This is a genomic window from Okeania sp. KiyG1 (genome assembly GCF_014132355.1).
In the GTDB taxonomy this organism is placed as follows: Bacteria; Cyanobacteriota; Cyanobacteriia; order Cyanobacteriales; family Microcoleaceae; genus Okeania.
In genome coordinates this window covers 33,556-52,192 of sequence record NZ_BLZO01000060.1, presented here as the reverse complement: position 1 = coordinate 52,192, position 18,637 = coordinate 33,556, and the positions used below count along the sequence as shown (strand labels likewise).

The 18,637-nt window shown below is 38.7% G+C and carries 19 protein-coding genes and 1 pseudogene; 7 read left to right on the top strand and 13 right to left on the bottom strand.

Annotated elements, in window-relative coordinates; translation table 11 throughout:
- The first annotated feature begins 118 nt into the window (after positions 1-118).
- The 3 genes from SAGCYANO_RS12295 (at position 119) to SAGCYANO_RS12285 (ending at position 5,256) form a co-directional block, all read left to right on the top strand.
- Positions 119-310 carry a hypothetical protein gene (locus tag SAGCYANO_RS12295; RefSeq protein WP_202220345.1) on the top strand — a complete coding sequence of 64 codons (192 nt, stop codon included), beginning with the start codon at positions 119-121 and terminating at the stop codon, positions 308-310.
- A gap of 33 nt (positions 311-343) precedes the next feature.
- Positions 344-3,859 carry a caspase family protein gene (locus tag SAGCYANO_RS12290; RefSeq protein ID WP_202220344.1) on the top strand — a complete coding sequence of 1,172 codons (3,516 nt, stop codon included), beginning with the start codon at positions 344-346 and terminating at the stop codon, positions 3,857-3,859.
- Between the two features lie 278 nt (positions 3,860-4,137).
- Positions 4,138-5,256, top strand: a complete 1,119-nt coding sequence (locus SAGCYANO_RS12285) for an RNA-guided endonuclease TnpB family protein (RefSeq protein WP_202220343.1) — start codon at positions 4,138-4,140, stop codon at positions 5,254-5,256.
- A gap of 933 nt (positions 5,257-6,189) precedes the next feature.
- Here the strand turns inward: SAGCYANO_RS12285 and SAGCYANO_RS12280 are convergent.
- The 3 genes from SAGCYANO_RS12280 to SAGCYANO_RS12270 form a co-directional block, all read right to left on the bottom strand.
- Positions 6,190-6,396: a CopG family antitoxin gene (locus tag SAGCYANO_RS12280; RefSeq protein ID WP_202220342.1), complete on the bottom strand. Its 207-nt coding sequence runs from the start codon at positions 6,394-6,396 to the stop codon at positions 6,190-6,192.
- Positions 6,397-6,400: 4 nt separating this feature from the next.
- A complete protein-coding gene (locus SAGCYANO_RS12275) occupies positions 6,401-6,637 on the bottom strand; it encodes a BrnT family toxin (protein WP_375339921.1) in 237 nt (78 codons plus the stop codon).
- A 154-nt stretch (positions 6,638-6,791) separates the two neighbouring features.
- Entirely contained in the window at positions 6,792-6,950 is a 159-nt protein-coding gene (locus tag SAGCYANO_RS12270) for a hypothetical protein (RefSeq protein ID WP_202220341.1), read from the bottom strand.
- A 227-nt stretch (positions 6,951-7,177) separates the two neighbouring features.
- On the opposite strand from SAGCYANO_RS12270, the gene SAGCYANO_RS12265 reads away from it, so the two are divergent.
- The gene (locus SAGCYANO_RS12265) at positions 7,178-8,068 is read left to right on the top strand and encodes a Uma2 family endonuclease (RefSeq protein WP_202220340.1); all 891 of its coding nucleotides are present in this window, start codon (positions 7,178-7,180) and stop codon (positions 8,066-8,068) included.
- A gap of 337 nt (positions 8,069-8,405) precedes the next feature.
- Here SAGCYANO_RS12265 and SAGCYANO_RS12260 read toward each other — a convergent pair whose 3' ends face one another.
- The gene (locus tag SAGCYANO_RS12260; protein WP_202220339.1) at positions 8,406-8,864 is read right to left on the bottom strand and encodes a hypothetical protein; all 459 of its coding nucleotides are present in this window, start codon (positions 8,862-8,864) and stop codon (positions 8,406-8,408) included.
- Positions 8,865-9,581: 717 nt separating this feature from the next.
- Between SAGCYANO_RS12260 and SAGCYANO_RS12255 the strand changes: the two genes are divergently transcribed.
- Complete coding sequence (locus tag SAGCYANO_RS12255) at positions 9,582-9,785, top strand: hypothetical protein (RefSeq protein ID WP_202220398.1); 204 nt, start codon at positions 9,582-9,584, stop codon at positions 9,783-9,785.
- A 265-nt stretch (positions 9,786-10,050) separates the two neighbouring features.
- On the opposite strand, the gene SAGCYANO_RS12250 is transcribed toward SAGCYANO_RS12255, so the two are convergent.
- From SAGCYANO_RS12250 to SAGCYANO_RS12240, 3 genes and pseudogenes are all read right to left on the bottom strand, one after another.
- Positions 10,051-10,725, bottom strand: coding sequence for a response regulator transcription factor (locus tag SAGCYANO_RS12250; RefSeq protein WP_202220338.1), 675 nt, complete (start codon positions 10,723-10,725; stop codon positions 10,051-10,053).
- Positions 10,726-11,224: 499 nt separating this feature from the next.
- The gene (locus SAGCYANO_RS12245; RefSeq protein ID WP_202220337.1) at positions 11,225-12,031 is read right to left on the bottom strand and encodes a DUF1838 domain-containing protein; all 807 of its coding nucleotides are present in this window, start codon (positions 12,029-12,031) and stop codon (positions 11,225-11,227) included.
- 41 nt (positions 12,032-12,072) lie between these two features.
- A pseudogene (locus tag SAGCYANO_RS12240) lies at positions 12,073-13,357 on the bottom strand (RNA-guided endonuclease InsQ/TnpB family protein).
- 179 nt (positions 13,358-13,536) lie between these two features.
- Between SAGCYANO_RS12240 and SAGCYANO_RS12235 the strand changes: the two are divergent.
- Positions 13,537-14,880 carry an SRPBCC family protein gene (locus SAGCYANO_RS12235; RefSeq protein ID WP_202220336.1) on the top strand — a complete coding sequence of 448 codons (1,344 nt, stop codon included), beginning with the start codon at positions 13,537-13,539 and terminating at the stop codon, positions 14,878-14,880.
- Positions 14,881-15,611: 731 nt separating this feature from the next.
- Here the strand turns inward: SAGCYANO_RS12235 and SAGCYANO_RS12230 are convergent.
- The 6 genes from SAGCYANO_RS12230 to SAGCYANO_RS12220 form a co-directional block, all read right to left on the bottom strand.
- Entirely contained in the window at positions 15,612-15,782 is a 171-nt protein-coding gene (locus SAGCYANO_RS12230) for a hypothetical protein (RefSeq protein ID WP_202220335.1), read from the bottom strand.
- Positions 15,783-16,021: 239 nt separating this feature from the next.
- On the bottom strand, positions 16,022-16,123 hold the full coding sequence (locus SAGCYANO_RS47515) for a zinc ribbon domain-containing protein (RefSeq protein ID WP_255502549.1): 102 nt from the start codon (positions 16,121-16,123) through the stop codon (positions 16,022-16,024).
- Positions 16,101-16,277 carry a transposase gene (locus SAGCYANO_RS44610; RefSeq protein ID WP_255502552.1) on the bottom strand — a complete coding sequence of 59 codons (177 nt, stop codon included), beginning with the start codon at positions 16,275-16,277 and terminating at the stop codon, positions 16,101-16,103. The genes SAGCYANO_RS47515 and SAGCYANO_RS44610 overlap by 23 nt, the downstream gene beginning before the upstream one ends.
- 143 nt (positions 16,278-16,420) lie before the next feature.
- Entirely contained in the window at positions 16,421-17,026 is a 606-nt protein-coding gene (locus tag SAGCYANO_RS44605) for an RNA-guided endonuclease TnpB family protein (protein WP_237396095.1), read from the bottom strand.
- Positions 17,027-17,053: 27 nt separating this feature from the next.
- The gene (locus tag SAGCYANO_RS44600) at positions 17,054-17,263 is read right to left on the bottom strand and encodes a helix-turn-helix domain-containing protein (RefSeq protein WP_237396094.1); all 210 of its coding nucleotides are present in this window, start codon (positions 17,261-17,263) and stop codon (positions 17,054-17,056) included.
- Positions 17,264-17,294: 31 nt separating this feature from the next.
- Positions 17,295-17,489, bottom strand: coding sequence for a hypothetical protein (locus SAGCYANO_RS12220; protein WP_202220334.1), 195 nt, complete (start codon positions 17,487-17,489; stop codon positions 17,295-17,297).
- 727 nt (positions 17,490-18,216) lie between these two features.
- Between SAGCYANO_RS12220 and SAGCYANO_RS12215 the strand changes: the two genes are divergently transcribed.
- Positions 18,217-18,615 carry a hypothetical protein gene (locus tag SAGCYANO_RS12215; protein ID WP_202220333.1) on the top strand — a complete coding sequence of 133 codons (399 nt, stop codon included), beginning with the start codon at positions 18,217-18,219 and terminating at the stop codon, positions 18,613-18,615.
- Positions 18,616-18,637 lie beyond the last annotated feature (22 nt).

Here is an 18,637-nt window from a genome sequence, read left to right as displayed (position 1 = left end):
TGCCTTTGCGTAAGTCATGAGTATGACAGATGCAGCAAAAATTAATCATCAATTTAGACAAGACACTCTTCAAGAGTAGCAAATTATTGAAATTACTGAAAGTATTATTAACTTGGGAATGACATTCGCTGAAACTTATGGTTTAAGGGTTTATGATGCGATTCAGTTAGCAGCAGGTTGTAATATTAATTCGCTCTGTTTAGCTTATAATTTACCTGCTATTACTTTTGTCTCAGCCGACAATGAACTAAATTTAGCTGTTTTGAATGAGGGATTATTGATAGAAAATCCTAATAATTATCTATCTTAATTTATTTAAAATTTTAATTAATAATTAATCATTATGTCTAGAGAAGCTTTAGTGGTTGGAATTAATTTTTATCCGTTTCTTATCAAAGCAGAACCTGGAGATTTAAACCTTAAAGCTCCTGTTAAAGATGCTGAATCTATTGCCAATCTTTTAGAAAAATCTGGTAACTTTCGAGTCCAACGTTTGCCAAAAGGCTATGATGAGGAAGGTAGAGAAAGATTTATTTCTGATGGTTTAGTTAAAATTAATGACCTCCAACAAGCAATTATCAATTTATTTAATCCACCTCTAAAAAATGAAGTTCCTGATGTAGCTTTACTCTTTTTTGCCGGCCATGGTTATCTAACAACTGAAGGGGGAATTCGAGAAGGATATTTAGTCACAAGTGATGCTCAACTGAATAGAAATATTTATGGTATTTCTTTAACTTGGTTAAAAGAATTATTACGCCAAAGTCCGGTTAAAAAACAAATTGTTTGGTTAGATTGTTGTTTTAGTGGTGAATTCTTGAATTTTGAGGAGGAATTTGACCCTGGAACTGAGGGAAAACAAATAAGTCGTTGTTTGATTACTGCTTGTCGTTCCTTTGAAAAAAGTGTCGAACAATTGAGTGGTAAACATGGTATTTTCACCTCTAATTTGTTGGAAGGTTTAAACCCAGAAAATAATATTGATGGTTGGGTAACTAATTATATTTTGGCAGATTTTATCAAAAAAAATATGTCTCAGACACCTCAAGCACCAATGTTTCATAATTCTGGGGATGCGATTATTCTTACTACTAATACACTCAAGCAACCTGTTGATGAACGCTGGAAAAATGTTGTTCCTTATCGGGGTTTATCTTATTTTCAACAGCAGGAAAATGATGCGGTATTTTTTCATGGTAGAACTCGGTTAACTGATGAATTAATTGACCGAATAAGGACTAATAATTTTGTGGCGGTTTTGGGAGCTTCGGGAAGTGGTAAATCTTCTTTGTTACGGGCAGGTTTGTTATATCAATTGAAGCGGGGGCAGAAAATTTCAGGGAGCGATAGATGGCTTTATATTAATCCCTTTACTCCTGGTTCATCTCCTCTGGAAAGTCTGAAACAGGCAATAGAAATTCCTACAGTTATGAGGTACATTGACGAACCCCTCCCCGCCCCCCTTGAAAAGGAGGGAGCCTTCAAAGTCCCCCTTTTTAAGGGGGATTTAGGGGGATCTAAAACTAGACCTCACCGCCATAATATAGAAGGGGAACAACCAGAGAATTTAACCGAGAAATTAATTGAGTTTATTGATGTAGCTGAAGCCGAAAGAGTAGTAATGATAATTGACCAGTTTGAAGAGGCTTTTACTCTCTGTCAAGGCAAAGAACAAAAAGAACAAGAACGACAGAAATTTTTTGATGTTTTTTTAGAAGCGCTGGAAAGGCAATCCGATAAATTTTGTGTGGTATTGGGAATGCGGGCAGATTTTCTCGACCGATGTTCTGAATATGCAGGGTTAGCTAATCAAATTAAGCAGCATCAACTATTAGTAATACCCTTGGAAAAAGATGAAATAGAAGAAGCAATAAAAAAACCAGCAGAATTAGTGGGAATCGGAGTTGAGCCGACATTAGTTGCGCAAATGACTGAAGACTTTTTGCGTAATCCTGGTAGTTTACCTCTCCTGCAATATACTCTGGATGAACTGTGGAAATCTGCTACTCAAGGGGAAGATAAATGTCAGTACTTAACTCTGGCAACTTATACAAACTTTGGTGGAATTAAGGGTACTTTGACTAAGCGAGCTAATGAAGTTTTTGAGAGTCTGAACAAAGAGGAAAAGTCGGTTGCTAAGAGGATATTTTTAAAATTAGTTCAGCCTGGGGAACAACAAATAAGTTCGGGAAAAATAACAGATACTCGCAGAAGAGTAATTTTAGAAAAGTTACCCAATGAACGACATAGTTTAGAGCTTTTGTCGGAAGTTAGTGATAAGTTGGCTGACCAAAATAATCGGTTAATTACTAAAGATAATTCTGAGGGAGGAACAGTTTTAGATGTTATTCACGAAGAGTTAATTAGAAGTTGGAAAACATTGAGAAAGTGGGTAGAAGAATATCAAGAAGCTTTGCCGTTGGAAAGAAAAATTGAAGCAGATGCTGCTCAGTGGGAAAAGGATGGTAAAAAAGAGGGTTTGTTATTACGAGCAGGCCAGTTAACTAAAGCAGAAGAATATCTGGAAAAGTATGGTGAAATGGCTTTATTGGATGGGGTGGCTTATGAGTTTATTGAGGCGAGTAAATATTTGAGAAGTTGTCAAGAAAAAGAAGAGAAAGAACGCCAAAAGCAAGTAGAAGAACAAGCAGCCAGAGTATTAGCAATGCTCTCTGAATCAATGATCGAACAGCCATTTTTAGTTCTTGAGAGGAGTCTTGAGAAGGGTGTATTACTGAGCGTGGAGTCAATGAAGCAATACCTTGATACTAAAAAACGTTATGGGAAAGCCAACCAAGATCTACTTGTTAAACTGGATAAAAATCTACGGAATGGGCTAACTAAACTATCCAACAATCTCGATACCCTCAAACATCGGGGCATGGTAAATGCAGTGGCTTTTAGCCCCGACGGCAAAACCATTGCTACTGCAAGTAATGACAAAACCGCTCGCCTCTGGGATGCAGATACCCAAAAAGAATCAGCTACCCTCAACCACGGAGAGAGGGTAAATGCAGTAACCTTTAGCCCTGACGGCAAAATCATTGCTACTGCAAGTCGTGACAAAACCGCTCGTCTTTGGAATGCTGACACTGGCGAAAAATTAGCTACCCTCAACCACCGCCAGTATGAGGTAAATGCAGTAGCCTTTAACCCCGACGGCAAGACCATTGCTACTGCAAGTAATGACAAAACTGCCCGCCTCTGGGATGCTAAAACCGGCCAAGAATTAGTTCGCCTCAAACATCTCAAACATGGGAGTAGGGTAAATTCAGTAGCCTTTAGCCCCGACGGCAAAACCATTGCTACTGCAAGTAATGACAAAACTGCCAACCTTTGGGAGCTTACTACTGGAAAAAAATTAGCTACTCTCGACCACCAGGGCAAAGTAATAGCAATAGCCTTTAGTGCCGACGGCAAAACCATTGCTACTGCTAGTGACAATAAAACCTACCTTTGGGAGCCTACTACTGGCAAAAAATTAGCTACCCTTAAACACAAGCGCACAGTAAATGCAGTAACTTTTAGCCCCGATAGTCAAACCATTGCTACTGCTAGTGACGATAAAACTGCCCGCATCTGGGATGTAGATACCCACAAAGAGTTGGCTACTTTTTACCACCAGAACTTGGTAAGAGCAGTAGCCTTTAGCCCCGATAGCCAAACCATTGCTACTGCAAATTTTGACAGAACTGCCCGCCTCCATTCAGTAACACCAGAAGCCTTAGTTCAACAAGCTTGTCGCCATCTCAGTCGGAATTTAACAGCAGAAGAGTGGCAGCAGTATATCAACAGTGACTTGGAGACATATCAGAAAACTTGCGAAAATCTTCCCGTTCATCCTTCCGTTAATCTTTAGGTGAGGAATATGATTATCCTGCTACCGTGTATGAGGGAGATAGTCATATTATCCCTTCCTGAAATATTAAGAGCGATCTCTGTCAAAAAAAGGAGTTTTGACTTAGTTGACAATTTGCGTTATAAAGCAGTATAATATGATAGTTTCTCTGGCTAAAGAAAATCACAATTGTCAACTAAAAAAAAGAGTCATTGACTAGCATTGACTTAATCAAAGAATAACGATAGAATACACTCAGTAATTGCTTACTACTCCGGTAAACTGCCACTCAGTCATACATGAAATCAATTCATACCAAGCTCAAACTGAATAACAAACAGAAAACCCTGATGGCTCAACACGCAGGTTATAGCAGATGGTGTTATAATTGGGGTTTGAGCTTGTGGAATGCAGCCTATAAAGACGGTTATAAACCGAATGTCCGTAAACTCAGAGAGGTTTTTACTAATCATACAAAACCACTAATACCCTGGATGAAAAAGTTGTCGTCTAGAGTTTATCAATACGCTTTCATCCACTTAGATGCAGCATTTAAGAGGTTTTTTAAAGGATTGGGTAAATATCCAAAATTTAAGAAAAAAGGTAGGTCTGATTCTTTCACAATAGATAATTGTGGAAAACCAATAGAACTAAACGGATGGAGTCACAAATTACCTTTTATTGGTATTGTCAAAACTTATGAAGCCATTGAGGCAACAACCAAAAAAATCACCATTAGCAGACAAGCAGGTGACTGGTATCTGAGCTGTAGCTATGAATTTAATGCCACAACTACACCAAAAAAAACTGATGTAGTTGGTGTAGATTTAGGAGTGAAAACCTTAGCGACTTTGAGTGATGGTAAAGTTGTGACAAGTGTGAAATCTTATCGCAGATTTGAAACTAAGCTGTCTAGAATGCAATACCTAAATCGTAATAAAGAGATAGGCTCTGCTAACTGGAAAGCAGCACAACTGAAAATAGCCAGGCTGCATAGAAAAGTAGCAAGCATCCGTAAAGACGCACTTCATAAATTGACAACATATTTAGCCAAAAACCACGGCAAAATTGTCATAGAAGATTTGAATGTTCGCGGTATGTTAGCCAATCATAAGCTAGCTAAATCTATAGCTGACCAAGGATTTTATGAATTCAGGCGACAGTTAGAATATAAGTGCCAATGGTACGGTTCTGAGTTAATAGTAGTTGATAGGTTTTTTCCATCATCAAAGACTTGTTCTAGTTGTGGTCACGTTCAAGAAATGCCATTAAATCTAAGGACTTATGACTGCCCTGAGTGTGGCTTGTCAATGGACAGAGATTTAAACGCCAGTATTAATTTAAGAAATGCGGTCGGCTCGGTCGTTAATGCCTGTGGACGGAGTGCTGCCGACAGTTCCGGTAGAAGCAGGAAGTAAACAGTAAAATGTCACATTATGACGTTTTATATCGGTTTTATAGAGCAGGAATATCTAGCCAAAAACCTTAGTCAAGCACTCTACAAGATAGCGAACGCTTCCTCTGAGTGTATCTAAACTTAACATGACTATTGGACAATAGTTAAAAAAAATCAATATGCTGAAAGTTAGCGTTCGTAAGGAAGAAATATCTACCTAAAAACTTTAGTCAAGCACTCTCAAAGATAGCGATCGCTTCCCCGGAGTGTATCTCTACTCAACATTACTATTGGACAATAGTTAAAAAAAATCAATCTGCTCAAAGTTAGCCTTTGTAAGGCAGAAATATCTAGCTAAAAACTTTAGTCAAGCATCCTAAAAGATAGCGATCGCTTTCCCTGACTGTATCTAAATTCAACATTACTATTGGACAATAGTTAAACAAAAATCCATATGCTGAAAGTTAGCGTTCCTAAAGAAGAAATATCTAGCCCAAAATTTTACTCAAGCACCTAACAACATAGCGATCGCTTTCCCTGAGTGTATCTAAATTCAACATTACTATTGGACAATAGTTAAAAAAAAATCAATCTGCTCAAAGTTAGCGTTCCTAAAGAAGAAATATCTAGCCCAAAATTTTACTCAAGCATTCTACAACATAGCGATCGCTTTCCCTGAGTGTATCTCTACTCAACATTACTATTGGACAATAGTTAAAAAAAAATCAATCTGCTCAAAGTTAGCGTTCCTAAAGAAGAAATATCTAGCCAAAAACTTTAGTCAAGCATCTTACAAGATAGCGATCGCTTTCCCTGAGTATATCTCTACTCAACATTACTATTGGACAATAGTTAAAAAATAATCAATCTGCTGAAAGTTAGCGTTCCTAAAGAAGAAATATCTAGCCCAAAATTTTACTCAAGCATTCTACAACATAGCGATCGCGCTATTGTTTCAAAAAGATAGTTCACGTTTGCTATTTACACAATTTTGAAGGTATAAATCAATTAATTGTTGATAAGAAATTCCTTTTTCTTGTGCTTTTTTTTCAAAATATTCTATTACTTCAATCCCTAAAGATAAACTTATTTGTTGCTTGAGTTTTTTAGCATAAGGATTAGGACGACTTTTCATTTTAGTTAGGTCATATTCTGGTTTCATAGTTTTATTTTCCATAAAGTTGACTTTCATTTTTAGTTGCTTTGCGGGCAGAAATAATTCTGATTACAGACTCTTGTTCTCGATAACAATGAACTATCAATAATATTCGCATTTTTGAGCTGATACCAAGCAACAAAAATCTATCCTCAAAATCAGAGTGTTGTTCATCCCAAAATTGAATAGCATTATCATCATAAAACACTGATTTTGCCTCTTCAAATGAAATATCGTACTTTTTAATCTGTGAGGTACAGATATTAGATCCCCCCTAACCCCCCTTAAGAAGGGGGGAACTTCAAAGTCCCCCTTTTCAAGGGGGATTTAGGGGGATCGTAGGTGTACCTCATCGATTCGATAATTGCTATAAATAAATATTTGTATATAAAAAAATATCCTCATCCATAACACTCCTGAAAAAGTTCTTGCTTCACTTCACGAATCAGCTCTAAAATTTGTTCTTGAGTTTCGATGCCAGCTTCTTTAAAATCAGCTTGCATTTTCCTACGAGCTTCTTCTAACTCAATTGATTGATTTTTATCAGAAACAATAATCACAACTTAAACCTCCTTATCAGTAGGCAAATATTGATGAGGTTGAGTAAGAATTAATTGCCCATTTTTAACTTTAGCTTTAGTTTGAATAAATTCCATATTTAATTTCCTAGCATTCCTCATTTGATTGACTAAATTTATCTAAATTTATCTTATCATTGTTTTCTACTTGGACTAATGTAGTTGTGATAAAATTCAGGTAATCATAATCACTAAAGGTAGAATTTTTAATGACAGAAACAAAAATAAAAATAGACCTACCACCACCCTTTCCCGATCATACTCAATTACCAGATGAAGACGGCAAATTTGTGAAAAATTTCCAGGAACATCCCCAAAGTATCCTTTTAACTGATTCCATCGCACCAATTTTACAACAACGACACCCAGATGGAAATTATGCCATCGGGCAAGATAGTGGTATCTATTGGCGAGAAACAGAACCCCGCGAAAAAGGTGCAGAAGCACCAGATTGGTTTTACGTTCCCAATGTACCACCACTATTAAACGGTGAAATTCGTCGTTCCTATTGTCTGTGGCGAGAATATATGGCACCTTTAATTGCTCTAGAATTTGCCAGTGGAGATGGAACAGAAGAATTAGACAAAACACCTTTGTCAGTTTCCGAAGATGGTGAAACAACAAAACCAGGAAAATTTTGGGTCTACGAACGCATAGTTAGAATATCTTACTACGGAGTATATATCATCAAAACTGGCAACCTAGAAATGTATCATTTAGAGGATGACTCTTATCGCCAGATGTCTCCTAATGAGCGGGGTCACTACTTTATTAGACCCCTGGGAATAGAATTGGGAAAATGGGAAGGTTCCTATCAAAATCAAAGTTTATCATGGTTACGTTGGTGGGACTCGGAAGGTAACTTGTTGTTAACAGGAGCAGAAAGAGCAGAAATAGAAAAAGCGCGTGGCGATCGCTTTGCCAACCAAGCAGAACAAGAACGCCAACGGGCTGAACAAGAACGCCAACGGGCTGAACAAGAACGTCAAGCACGAAGAAATGCTATTCCTCAATTATTAGCAACGGGAATGAGTGTGGAACAAGTAGCACAAATTCTTAGTTTAACTGTTGAGGAAGTATTGATAATGAATAATGAATAATGAATAATGGATAATTGCCTCTGGTTAAAACCATCGGATTGATTAATTATCAATTATCCATAGGGCTTACGCATCCAAATTTGGAGCATAACCCGGTTTTTGCGTAAGCCCTGAAAATGTATAATAATTACCAAATTCGATTGTGAAAAATTTCCAAGAACATCCCCAAAGTATTCTTTTAACTGATTCCATAACATCTAGTTAGGTAATACAGCAGATTTCAAGTATATGAAGTACAGATATTAACAATTAAATCTTCCCAGTGCATGCATCTTACCCGTTATGAGTATACCTCACTAAGCTGGAATCTGCTGTATTATTGAGTCTATAAATATTCTCAAGTTTCATTTGATTTCAACCACTCTTGATAACGCTGTTCATTACCGCCAAAAGATTCAGCCGAAACTTGAGCTTCTCGCTCATAAACTAAAGACTTATATTCCTCAAGAGTCATTGGTTTTTTCTCACAATATGCAATAATAACTTCACGGAATAATGGCATATTTTGCAAGTCTGGTTCATAACGTTCTACATGAGAAACTATCCAGTCCGTAGGAATTGCCCTGGAAGAACGAAGGGTAGCACCAGAACCAGTAGAATAGAGTCGCCGACCAATTTCTTGTTCATACTGTCTTTTTTCTACTGCTTGCCAATCATAACTAGCACGAATAAGACGAGTTGTTTCATCTTTTTCAATTAACCCTCCTGAATGTCGAACCCATTGCTCGCCTTGTTTTACCATATAAATAATTAGAGTTGCTCGATCGTCTAATAATTGTTCAATATTTTCAGTCATTGTCTTTTTCTTTGTGGTCTGCAAATGATGTTTCTCCTTCAAAAATACATTCGAATAGATTTACCGAAAAATTGGGTTTAAAGCCTCGCCCTTGTAGGGCGACTTTTTATTTTTATGTTAAGTCAATTGAATATATGCTATAGTATTATTAGTTGCCGGGGGGCACTCGGAAACTCTAAACGGACGTGGAGGGAAGCGTTAGACTACCGCCAAGGAAGCAGCACCCTGTGTTAGCGACAGCTATGCGAAGCAAAGCGTCAACCCGCCGAGGAGCTATGGCTCAGTAGGAATTCCCGTGCCTTTAGGCCGGGGAGGATGTCAATATCGTCTTTCCTAGTTTCTAATAATTTCCATTGATTTCTTTCTGCCATATTTTCACAATCTTCTTCTGAAACTGCCCAATGGCTAGATGTCTTATTTTGATCACTATTATTCGGCTCTGACATTTGCTAAGATTAGAGTGTATATTTTGTTTGTTCCTTGGGCTGAAGCTATTACTTCAAAGCCCAAGTTTTTTTGTGCTAAGTCCCTAGTTAACTTCCAGGGATGCTTACTTTTTATTTTTCATTTTTTAAAAAAATAGCAGATGTATACGTCGGTATATGTTTTTTGTTGATAAATATTACTGATGTATAGGTCGGAATAGAATAATAAAATCTGGCGACCGATGTATACAATGATATAATAGATAGATACAAAAATCATCAGCAGAAAATTATGTCCAAGTTAGTCAGAAATAAAAAAGGCCAAATAATGACCGTATTAGGTGAAGGTGAAAAGCCAAAAGCTGAAAAGCCTTTATCTGTAAGAGTTCCACAGGATATTGATGAGTATGTGCGATCGCTCCCAAATAGAAGTAAATGGTTAGAGGAAGCGATAACAGAAAAGGCGAGAAAAGAAATGCAGGAATATATTCATTAATTGATAATTGATAATGGATAATTGATAATTACCTCGGGTTTTAACCGCTACGGAATTGAATATAAGGAAATATTATTTCTTCTCTTGGTCGATTAGATATGGCGAGGAGACCTCGCCATCTCTCGACCGCTTTTTTCCCCTTAAAAGGGGGGGCTTTAAGGCGCGAATTATTTAATTATTAATTCTTCGGTAAGGAATAGTTTAACAATTAATAATTAACAGTGGGAAAACATTTCTCCAGATAATATTTTTCCTTATTCCTAAATTATTCCCGCAAAACATAACCCACTCCTCGCACAGTTTGAATTAACCTTTTTTCATCATTAGATTCTAACTTCAAACGTAAGTAACGAATATAAACTTCAATAATATTTGAATCGCCCATAAAATCATAACCCCAAACAGTTTCTAAAATTCTATCTCTTGTCAAAACTTGTCGAGGATGAGCCATTAAATATTCCAATAAATCAAATTCTTTTGCTGTTAATTCAATTGCTCTATTATCCCGATAAACTTCCCTCGTACTTCTATTTAAACTCAAGTCTTCAAACATTAATAAATCAGGATTAGGTTCTTGAGTACGTCTGAGATGTGCCCTAACTCTAGCTAATAATTCTTCCACACTAAAAGGCTTTAAAACATAGTCATCTGCCCCTGCATCTAAACCAGCTACGCGATCGCTCACATCATCTTTAGCTGTTAATAGAATAATTGGTACTTTATCGCCAGTAGTTCGCAAACGACGACATAATTCTAGTCCTGATAAACCAGGTAACATCCAGTCAAGAATTATCAAATCTGGCTTAATTTCTCGTGCCATTGTTATGCCAGCGAATCCATCATTAGCCACCGTTACTTGATAACCTTCATATTTAAGTTCTAGCTCGATAAATTGAGCTAGCTTTGCCTCATCTTCAACTACCAGAATGTGAGATGACATTTGCTTTTTAATCTAAACACTTCTATTTATTCTATAGCAGGGAATAGGCAATAGGGAACAGGGAATAGGCAACAGGCAACAGTGAGAAAAACATTTCCCGATTTTAGGTAATACTTCAGTTATTAAGTAATTAAAAAGGACGCATAGAACTTTTTTGGGCGTTGCTGAATTGAAGTATGAATGCGCGATTGTTTGGTTCTGATCAAGCCCCTAAATCCCCGTTCAACAAAAAGCGCAGCAACATCTGGCTTCCCCGATCCTGCGGGGGACGGGAGGGGATCGCGGGGGACTTTTAGAGTTTTATTCCCCCAAATTGGGGGCTAGGGGGCTTGCATCATACCCAGAATCAGCAACGCCCTTTTTTGCTAATTCGAGCAAAGTTAATGTTAATTATTTTGATGTTTACTACTCCCCCGCTCCCCTACTCCCCGCTCCCCTACTCCCCTACTCCCCGCTTCCCCACTCCCCTACTCAAAATACGGGTTGAAAAGAAATGGCATCACGCCTCCGGAATAGGAAACTTTTCTCCTTTCAAATAAGCATCAAAATTTTGCTTAAAATAAATCCAAGAAGTCACATCATCCTGATCTAAAAGAGATTTAGCTGCATTTTTAAACAACGGAACGCGAGTATTCATTTCATCCTGAATTAACTGAGGTAATTCAGCAACACCAGCCACCTTCCCACCCCAAGCACTATAAATTAGATTACCAGAGCGATCGCCCATTTTCATCCACGGCACCCAAGGACCTATTCTATCCCATGCCAACATTACCTTAGATACAGAAGTTGTGTCGGGATTTTGTAAATCTGCTGTCGGTACTGTCAACTTAAATAATTCGCTAGCTTGATAAAGAAGTTGAGGACTATATTCAGCAAACTTTGGATCGTCGGCGAGGGGGTTGGGGTAGTTAGAAAACAGGTCAAACTTATAAGTAGTCAACTCCTCATCAACTAATGCAGGCATTGGTCTTTTAAACAACCCCTGTACCGGATTATTGGCCACATGAACTACAGGCAAAACTTCATCCGTCCAGGGATTTTTCCAAGTATCCAACTTTTCCCCTGTTTCGGGGTCAAGATAAAAGGTTAGTTCCCTAGAAGTAAAATCCCAACCTCCCTCCGGCCTCGGAATACATCTGGCCACACTCATCCCTACTATTTGGAATAAATGCTGTTTTGGCTCCCCAGGAATAAAGGCATAAACCGAACCCTGCCAAGTCAGAAAAGATTGTTGAGCGTCGGTACTAGCACGCACTTTAACCCAGTCTTTTGCTTCCAGGAGTTTTTTGGTGAGATTGACCATTCGTTTGCTGATATAATTTTTTGTCTATCATAATATAGCAATTAGCACTTGACATCCTCCCGACGCTGCACTTGCGTGACAGCGCGGGATTCCCTAGCATTGCTGTTAGGGGCTTTCTGCCTCATAGCACCCGCCCTCCGAGTCATCTCTTCAGGTCTTACAGTCGCTCCGCAGACTGACACTGCTCCTCCCGCAGCCTTCGAGCGTGGGCGTTCCCTTGCGTCTATCGCCGACGCGGGTTCCCATCCGCAAAATGTTTATACTTGCATTTACGTCGCGGTCATGGTGACTGCCACACTCTGGACAATCCCACTCTCTAATATTTAGAGGTAGTTTTTCTACTACATGACCGCAACTAGAGCAACGTTTTGAGCTGGGAAAATATCGGTCAATTTTGATTAATTGACGACCATACCATTCAGCTTTGTACTCTAGTTGCCTGACTAATTCTCCCCAATTAGCATCTGATATTGCTCTTGCTAATTTGTGGTTCTTGACCATATTTTTTACTGCCAAATCCTCAACCACTATCGTTTGGTTTTCTCTAATTAGTTGGGTTGTTAGTTTGTGGGTATAGTCAAGTCTTGAATCTTTGATCTTTGCGTGTATCCTAGCTACTTTGAGTCGGGCTTTTTGATAGTTGTTAGTTCCTTTGGTTTTTCTATCTAGAGATTTCTGAGCCAACCTCAGCTTTTTGTGTAGCTTGTTTAGATTCTTAGGGTTAGCAAATGTTTTTCCATCGCTGGTAGTTAATAGATTGGTAATTCCTAAATCAATACCTATTTGCTTTTTAATCGGCTTGAGTCTCAAATCTCTGGTTTCATTAACTCTCAGAGATACTGACCACCTACCAGAAGGGTTGAGTCTCACTGTGATTGTGCTTGGTACACAACCCGGTGGTAGTTGCCTACTCCATCTTATAGGTAATGGACTAGAACATTTAGCTAGATAGACTTTACCATCTTTCCATCTAAATGCTGATTTGGTAAATTCAGCACTACCGCCATTACGTTTTTTCTTGAATTTCGGGTAGTTAGCACGGCCACTAAAAAAGTTAGTGAAAGCCTGCTGTAGATGTCTCAAACCCTGCTGTAAGGGTACACAGCTTACTTGTGCCAGGAAATCTAAATCCTCCTGCTTTTTCCAGGAGGTCAGCATAGCTGAGGTTTGCTTGTAACTTACTCGCTGTTTGTTTTCATGCCAGGCTTGAGTTCTAGCAGCTAAAGCTTTGTTGTAGACTAAACGTACACAGCCCAAAGTCCTCCGCAGGAGATTTTCCTGTTCTGGAGTAGGGTAAAACCTAAATTTGTACGCTTTTTCAACCATCAAGTAATAATTAAAAATTCTTTAGTCCTTAGATGGTAACATATTGTGTGTGAAACCGCAAAATTGATTGGTTTTCGCGGACGACGCTCCCCTATCGGGAGAGCGCGGGTCTCCAACCAACGTTGAGATGATATAAGATATACCTGCAACTTATCCTAATCAATAAAAAAGTACAAAAGATGAGGAAAAATTTCAGTAGAGACGAGATGGAAACAGTGCAGGAAATATTGCAGACTGATAGCCGACCTGTGCCGTCTGTATTAAAACAAGAGTCGGTCAAAAATCTGGGAACTGCCGATATTCCCAGAGAAATATTCTTTTCTCCTGAATATCATAACTTAGAAGTAGAAAAATTGTGGAAAAAAGTCTGGCAGTGGGCTTGTCGAGAAGAAAATATCCCCAATGTCGGCGATTATGTGGTATATGATGTCGCCGATCTTTCGGTAATTGTTGTTAGGAGTAAAACCGATCAAATTCAGGCATTCTACAACTCTTGTTTGCACCGTGGAACCCAGTTATGTGTTAACGAGGGAAATACTTTAGCTCTACAATGTCCCTTTCATGGTTGGACATGGAAACTGGATGGTACTCTAGCTCATATTCCTTGTCGGTGGGATTTTGAACAAGTAGAGGATGAAGCTTTCCGGTTGCCGGAAATTAAGGTGGCAACATGGCAGGGTTTTGTCTTTATTAATTTTGACCCAGACTGTGAGTCTCTGGAGAGTTACTTAGAAAATATACCCGAACATTTCCAACAGTTTGCTTTACAAGAAAGGTTTACAGCAGTTCACGTTGCCAAAGTGATGCCTGCTAACTGGAAAGTTACACTAACGGCTACTTTAGAATCTTATCATGTAATTACAACACATCCACAAATTCTCAAACTTATCGGAGATGTTAATTCCCAATATGACATTTATGGTCGTCACAATCGCATGATTAGTCCGTTTGCTGTTTGTAGTCCTCATCTCGGTAAGCCACAAGACCCAATGGTTCCCGCAAAAGCTCTAATAGAATTTAAAGGAGGAGACCCAGCAACATTACAGATGTCTGACGAAATGAACCCTCGTGCTTATGCAGCAGAGGTGACTCGCCAAACCTTAAAGCAACATCTTAAGATTGACTGCTCTGCTGTTTCTGATACAGAAATGCTAGATGCAATTTCTTACTTTATTTTTCCAAACTTTATGAGCTGGCCTGGTGTCGGTCAACCCCTCCAGTTTAGGTTTAGACCTTATGGTGCTAATCCCGATCTTTGTATTATGGATGTGCTTCTCCTCCAACCATTCCCACCTGGAATGACCCCACCAACAGCTAAAATTAACTGGCTGACATTAGAACAGAACTTTGCTGATGCACCAGAATTACGAGGAATAGGACCTTTTTTAGATCAAGATACCTCCAATTTTCTGCGACTGCAAAAAGGTTTGAAGGCATCTGCAAAACCAGGCATTACTCTGGGTAACTATCAAGAATCTCGCATCCGTCACTTTCATCAGATATTGGATAAATATTTGAGCTAATATTGTACTAAGCGCAATTTAGAATTTAGAACTAATTCCTGACTGAATTTAATCAAGTCAATGTCAGTCCAGTAGGGTGCGTTAGTGGAACGAAGTGGAGCGTAACGCACCAGCAATATCAAAAATGGTGCGTTATGCTATCGCTAACAGCACCCTACTTTATGAGAACTGTTAACTGTTAACTGTTAACTGTTTTCCCATAGGGTCGCGACAAATATTTTCCTTGGGGCGACCCTAAAACTTCTCCTTTGTCATAAATCAAATTTCCGTTCTTAGAAACCTACGATTATCTACATAAATCTATGATTTTCTTGCTGATAATCTGTTCTATTCCTGCTTCAACCTGGCAACGTCGGCGCCTGTCCAGTCCGCAAGCTGTCACGGTCGTTTGCGCTAGCGTTGCGGAGCAAACTGACCGCCATAGCTAAATTTAACGCTCTTATCAAGTCTCGTTCGCGCTAGCGTTGCGGAGCAATCACAGCTAAAATTGCAGTGTTCGCAATTAAACACGCGCTCTGATAAAAACAGAGACTCACGATTCAGTTCCACACCTACTGCAAGTTTTAGAACTTGGAAACCATCTATCAACGATGATTAACTCAGCAACCTAATAACTCATACTTGTACTCGCGCCTGTCTACGAAACTCATAAAAACCCATAGACTAGGGCAGCCTTAGCTAGCTTGTGATTTGACATCATACCTGATACATTTAAGTCTTCACCCACCTCTCTAGCTCCCCTCCCGGGAGGGGATGGGGGCGAGATGGTAACCATAGTCTACAAAAAAATTACCTTCTGAAAGCTTCAATGCTTCAGGAAAAAAATCTTTGTAAGGACCACCTCGGTTGAGATAATATTGCCCGGTACGAATATAAGTTAAACCTGTTGTCACCCCACCCATAGCAGCGGCTTTTGTTTCCGTTATGGCGTCTTGAGGTAGGGGTTGATAAATACCAATGTGTTGATGGGAGTCTACTAACCGTTCTACTAAACTTACCCAAACTTACCCATGAATGATTGCATGAGCTTTGGAGCTAGCTTCCTGCTTTGCTGACGCAATGCTGCGCAAACACTGAAGACCACTGACCGCAGTCTGCAAACTTATCTTCTCCACAGGCTTAAATTCGCTCTTGACTCAAGCTACTGATACACATAGTTTTTCAAGTTGACAGCAGCATTAAAATCTCTGTCAGTTTCAAAACCGCATTCACTACATTTGCTAACGCAAAGCTCCGCTAACATACGTTCTCAAGTGCAATGGCATTTTCTGTTGATGCCCACAGTTTGAACATATTTGAGAACTTGGATAAAATCTATCCGCTATGATTAATTTACTGTCGTACCATTCACATTTGTATGTAAGTTGACGTTGAAATTCATAAAACCCACAACCCACCACATCCCGGGAGCGAGCTAGAGTGGGTCTAGTTTGTGATTTTTAAGCATTCCACTTACATTCAAATCCTCAATTACTATGGTGCTGTGGTTTAAAGCTCGCCCATGTTGTGAGTTTATGTAGTGCATCTGCTCTGATATCGGCTACTGCTTGGTGCGCGTTCCGCAAGCGAGCTGACGTCGTCGCGGGGTCGCATCCGCTTTTTGTGGACTTTGGCTAGTTTTTACTGCTTTGCGTCTGTTTTTGGAGCCAATAACTTTTTTACTGACTGCACGTTGATGACGAACTAATTGTTTTTTGGCTTGTCTGTAGGCTTTGACATTGGCAAATTTACTACCATCAGAACAGGTTGCTAATGTATTTATGCCTATGTCTACACCTATAGTTTCTCTTACTTTTTCTGTTGGGTATGGTTCAAATTTGTACTTGAAACTGATGTACCAACTATCTGCTTTTTTTGAGATGGTGACGTTTTTTACTGGTACAGAGGGTAAGATTTCGTATGTTTTTACTATTCCTATTCTGGGTAATTGTATGTAGTTTCCTTGGAAAATCTTAATACTTCCTTCTAAGTAAAAGCTGTCTTTTCTCCCTTTTTTTTTAAAGACTGGAAATCCACGTTCAGGAATAGTTAGAAAGTTTTTAAATGCTCTCTCTAAATCTCTTAATGCTTGCTGGGGGGCACATTTAGATACCTCATAGTACCAAGGATTAACTGATTTTACTTCAGCTACTAAACGTTTATGCAAGGTAATTGCGCTTGGGCGTTTTTTAGTTTATTTGTACTCTTTTATACAAGTTGCTAACCCCCAGTTATAAGCATGACGTGCAACACCTGCGTGTTTGGCAAGTATTGTTTTTTGCTGGTTGTTAAGTTTTAGCTTGGTCTTGATTGATTTCATTGGAACTGGTAAACCATGAAAAAAAGCATTTGATAAATTAGGAGAATTGAATATACCATAGCAGATAATCGTAATTGTTTTCAAGATTTATTGATATTTTTCTAACTTTGTCCAATTATTCGGCTTCAGTAGTTAGCCCTGGAAAACCTAATAAATTTTGGGCATCAAATACCTCATTAGCTAATTCTGGGTTAATGTGAGCAAACTTGCCATTTTTAATTCCGAGGTCGAAGCGATCGCTCGAATTCTGATTTGGACGCACTACCCGGACATTTTTAATAACTAAATCGAAATCTAATACTTCTGACATTATCTATTTCCAAAAATTTAGCAATAACTTTGTCTATATTTTATCAAAATAACATGGGTCTAAAACCCCGCCTTTTAAGGCGCAATAATATTTTGGAGAGTTGCTCAAATCCCCTACTTCCCCTCCCTCCACGGTCGGGGTTAGGGGTGGGTTGGGAGGGGAGGGGCGAGGGTGGGTTAACTTCTGACTTCTAACTTCGTTAAGCTAATTGAGTAGGGGAGTAATATCAACAGGACTTACGCACGGACACTAAATAGACTGAGGGGGTTTTGCTCCGCAACATATAAAGTGGAGCTTTGCGGAACGCAAATGCCACTCGCCCCTAAAGATGCTGTTTTCAAGGTGAATTTGTGTAAGTCCCGATCGAGTAACATTAATTAACCGCAATGTACGTTGCATGCAACGTCCCTACCAGGTTGGGTAAAGATTGTTGATTACAGTTATTTAATGAGACATGATATAGTGGAGAAATTGAGCATCGTAGATTGCCACCCTATTTATATTGCAGCGATTAGAATAATTAAAATTAAAATCAAAAGTCAAAAGTCAAAAATCAAAAATAGTATGGTGGGTAAATGTAGTTGTGGATATTAGAAATTAATAATGCAGGCCTTAAACTATATTCTACTGTGAAATATAAAGAAAAAATAAATAATAGTCAATCTAATACAGTTTGCTATATTCTGTTATTAGGAAAAAACGTTCACACACAAAGTGACCTCACGGAGTGATAAAAATGAAAAAAGCATTAGGCAAAGTCATCGTTGCATTTTTTGTCTGTTTACTATCTTTTGCAGTAATTTCTCCCAGCCATGCAATGGCAGCTACATATTATTGTGATTTAGGACAACAGCCACAATGTGTAGAATTCTTGCCGGAATCTGGAGACTTGTTATATGTAAATATACCTCCATCTGGAGTTTACGCCATAGATGTTACTGTCAGCAATTACTCACAAGAGTATTATGCTGTATTTAACACCAATCTTGGCAACCCAATAGAACTACCCCCATATATGACTAGTGAAGTAATAACTTATCCAGTCCAACCATCAAGTTCAGCTACATTCTCAAATGCGAGTCGTGTTACAGATACACCAATACAGATCACAGTAGTTGCGAAATAGTGGTTAATTAAGATAATTTTTT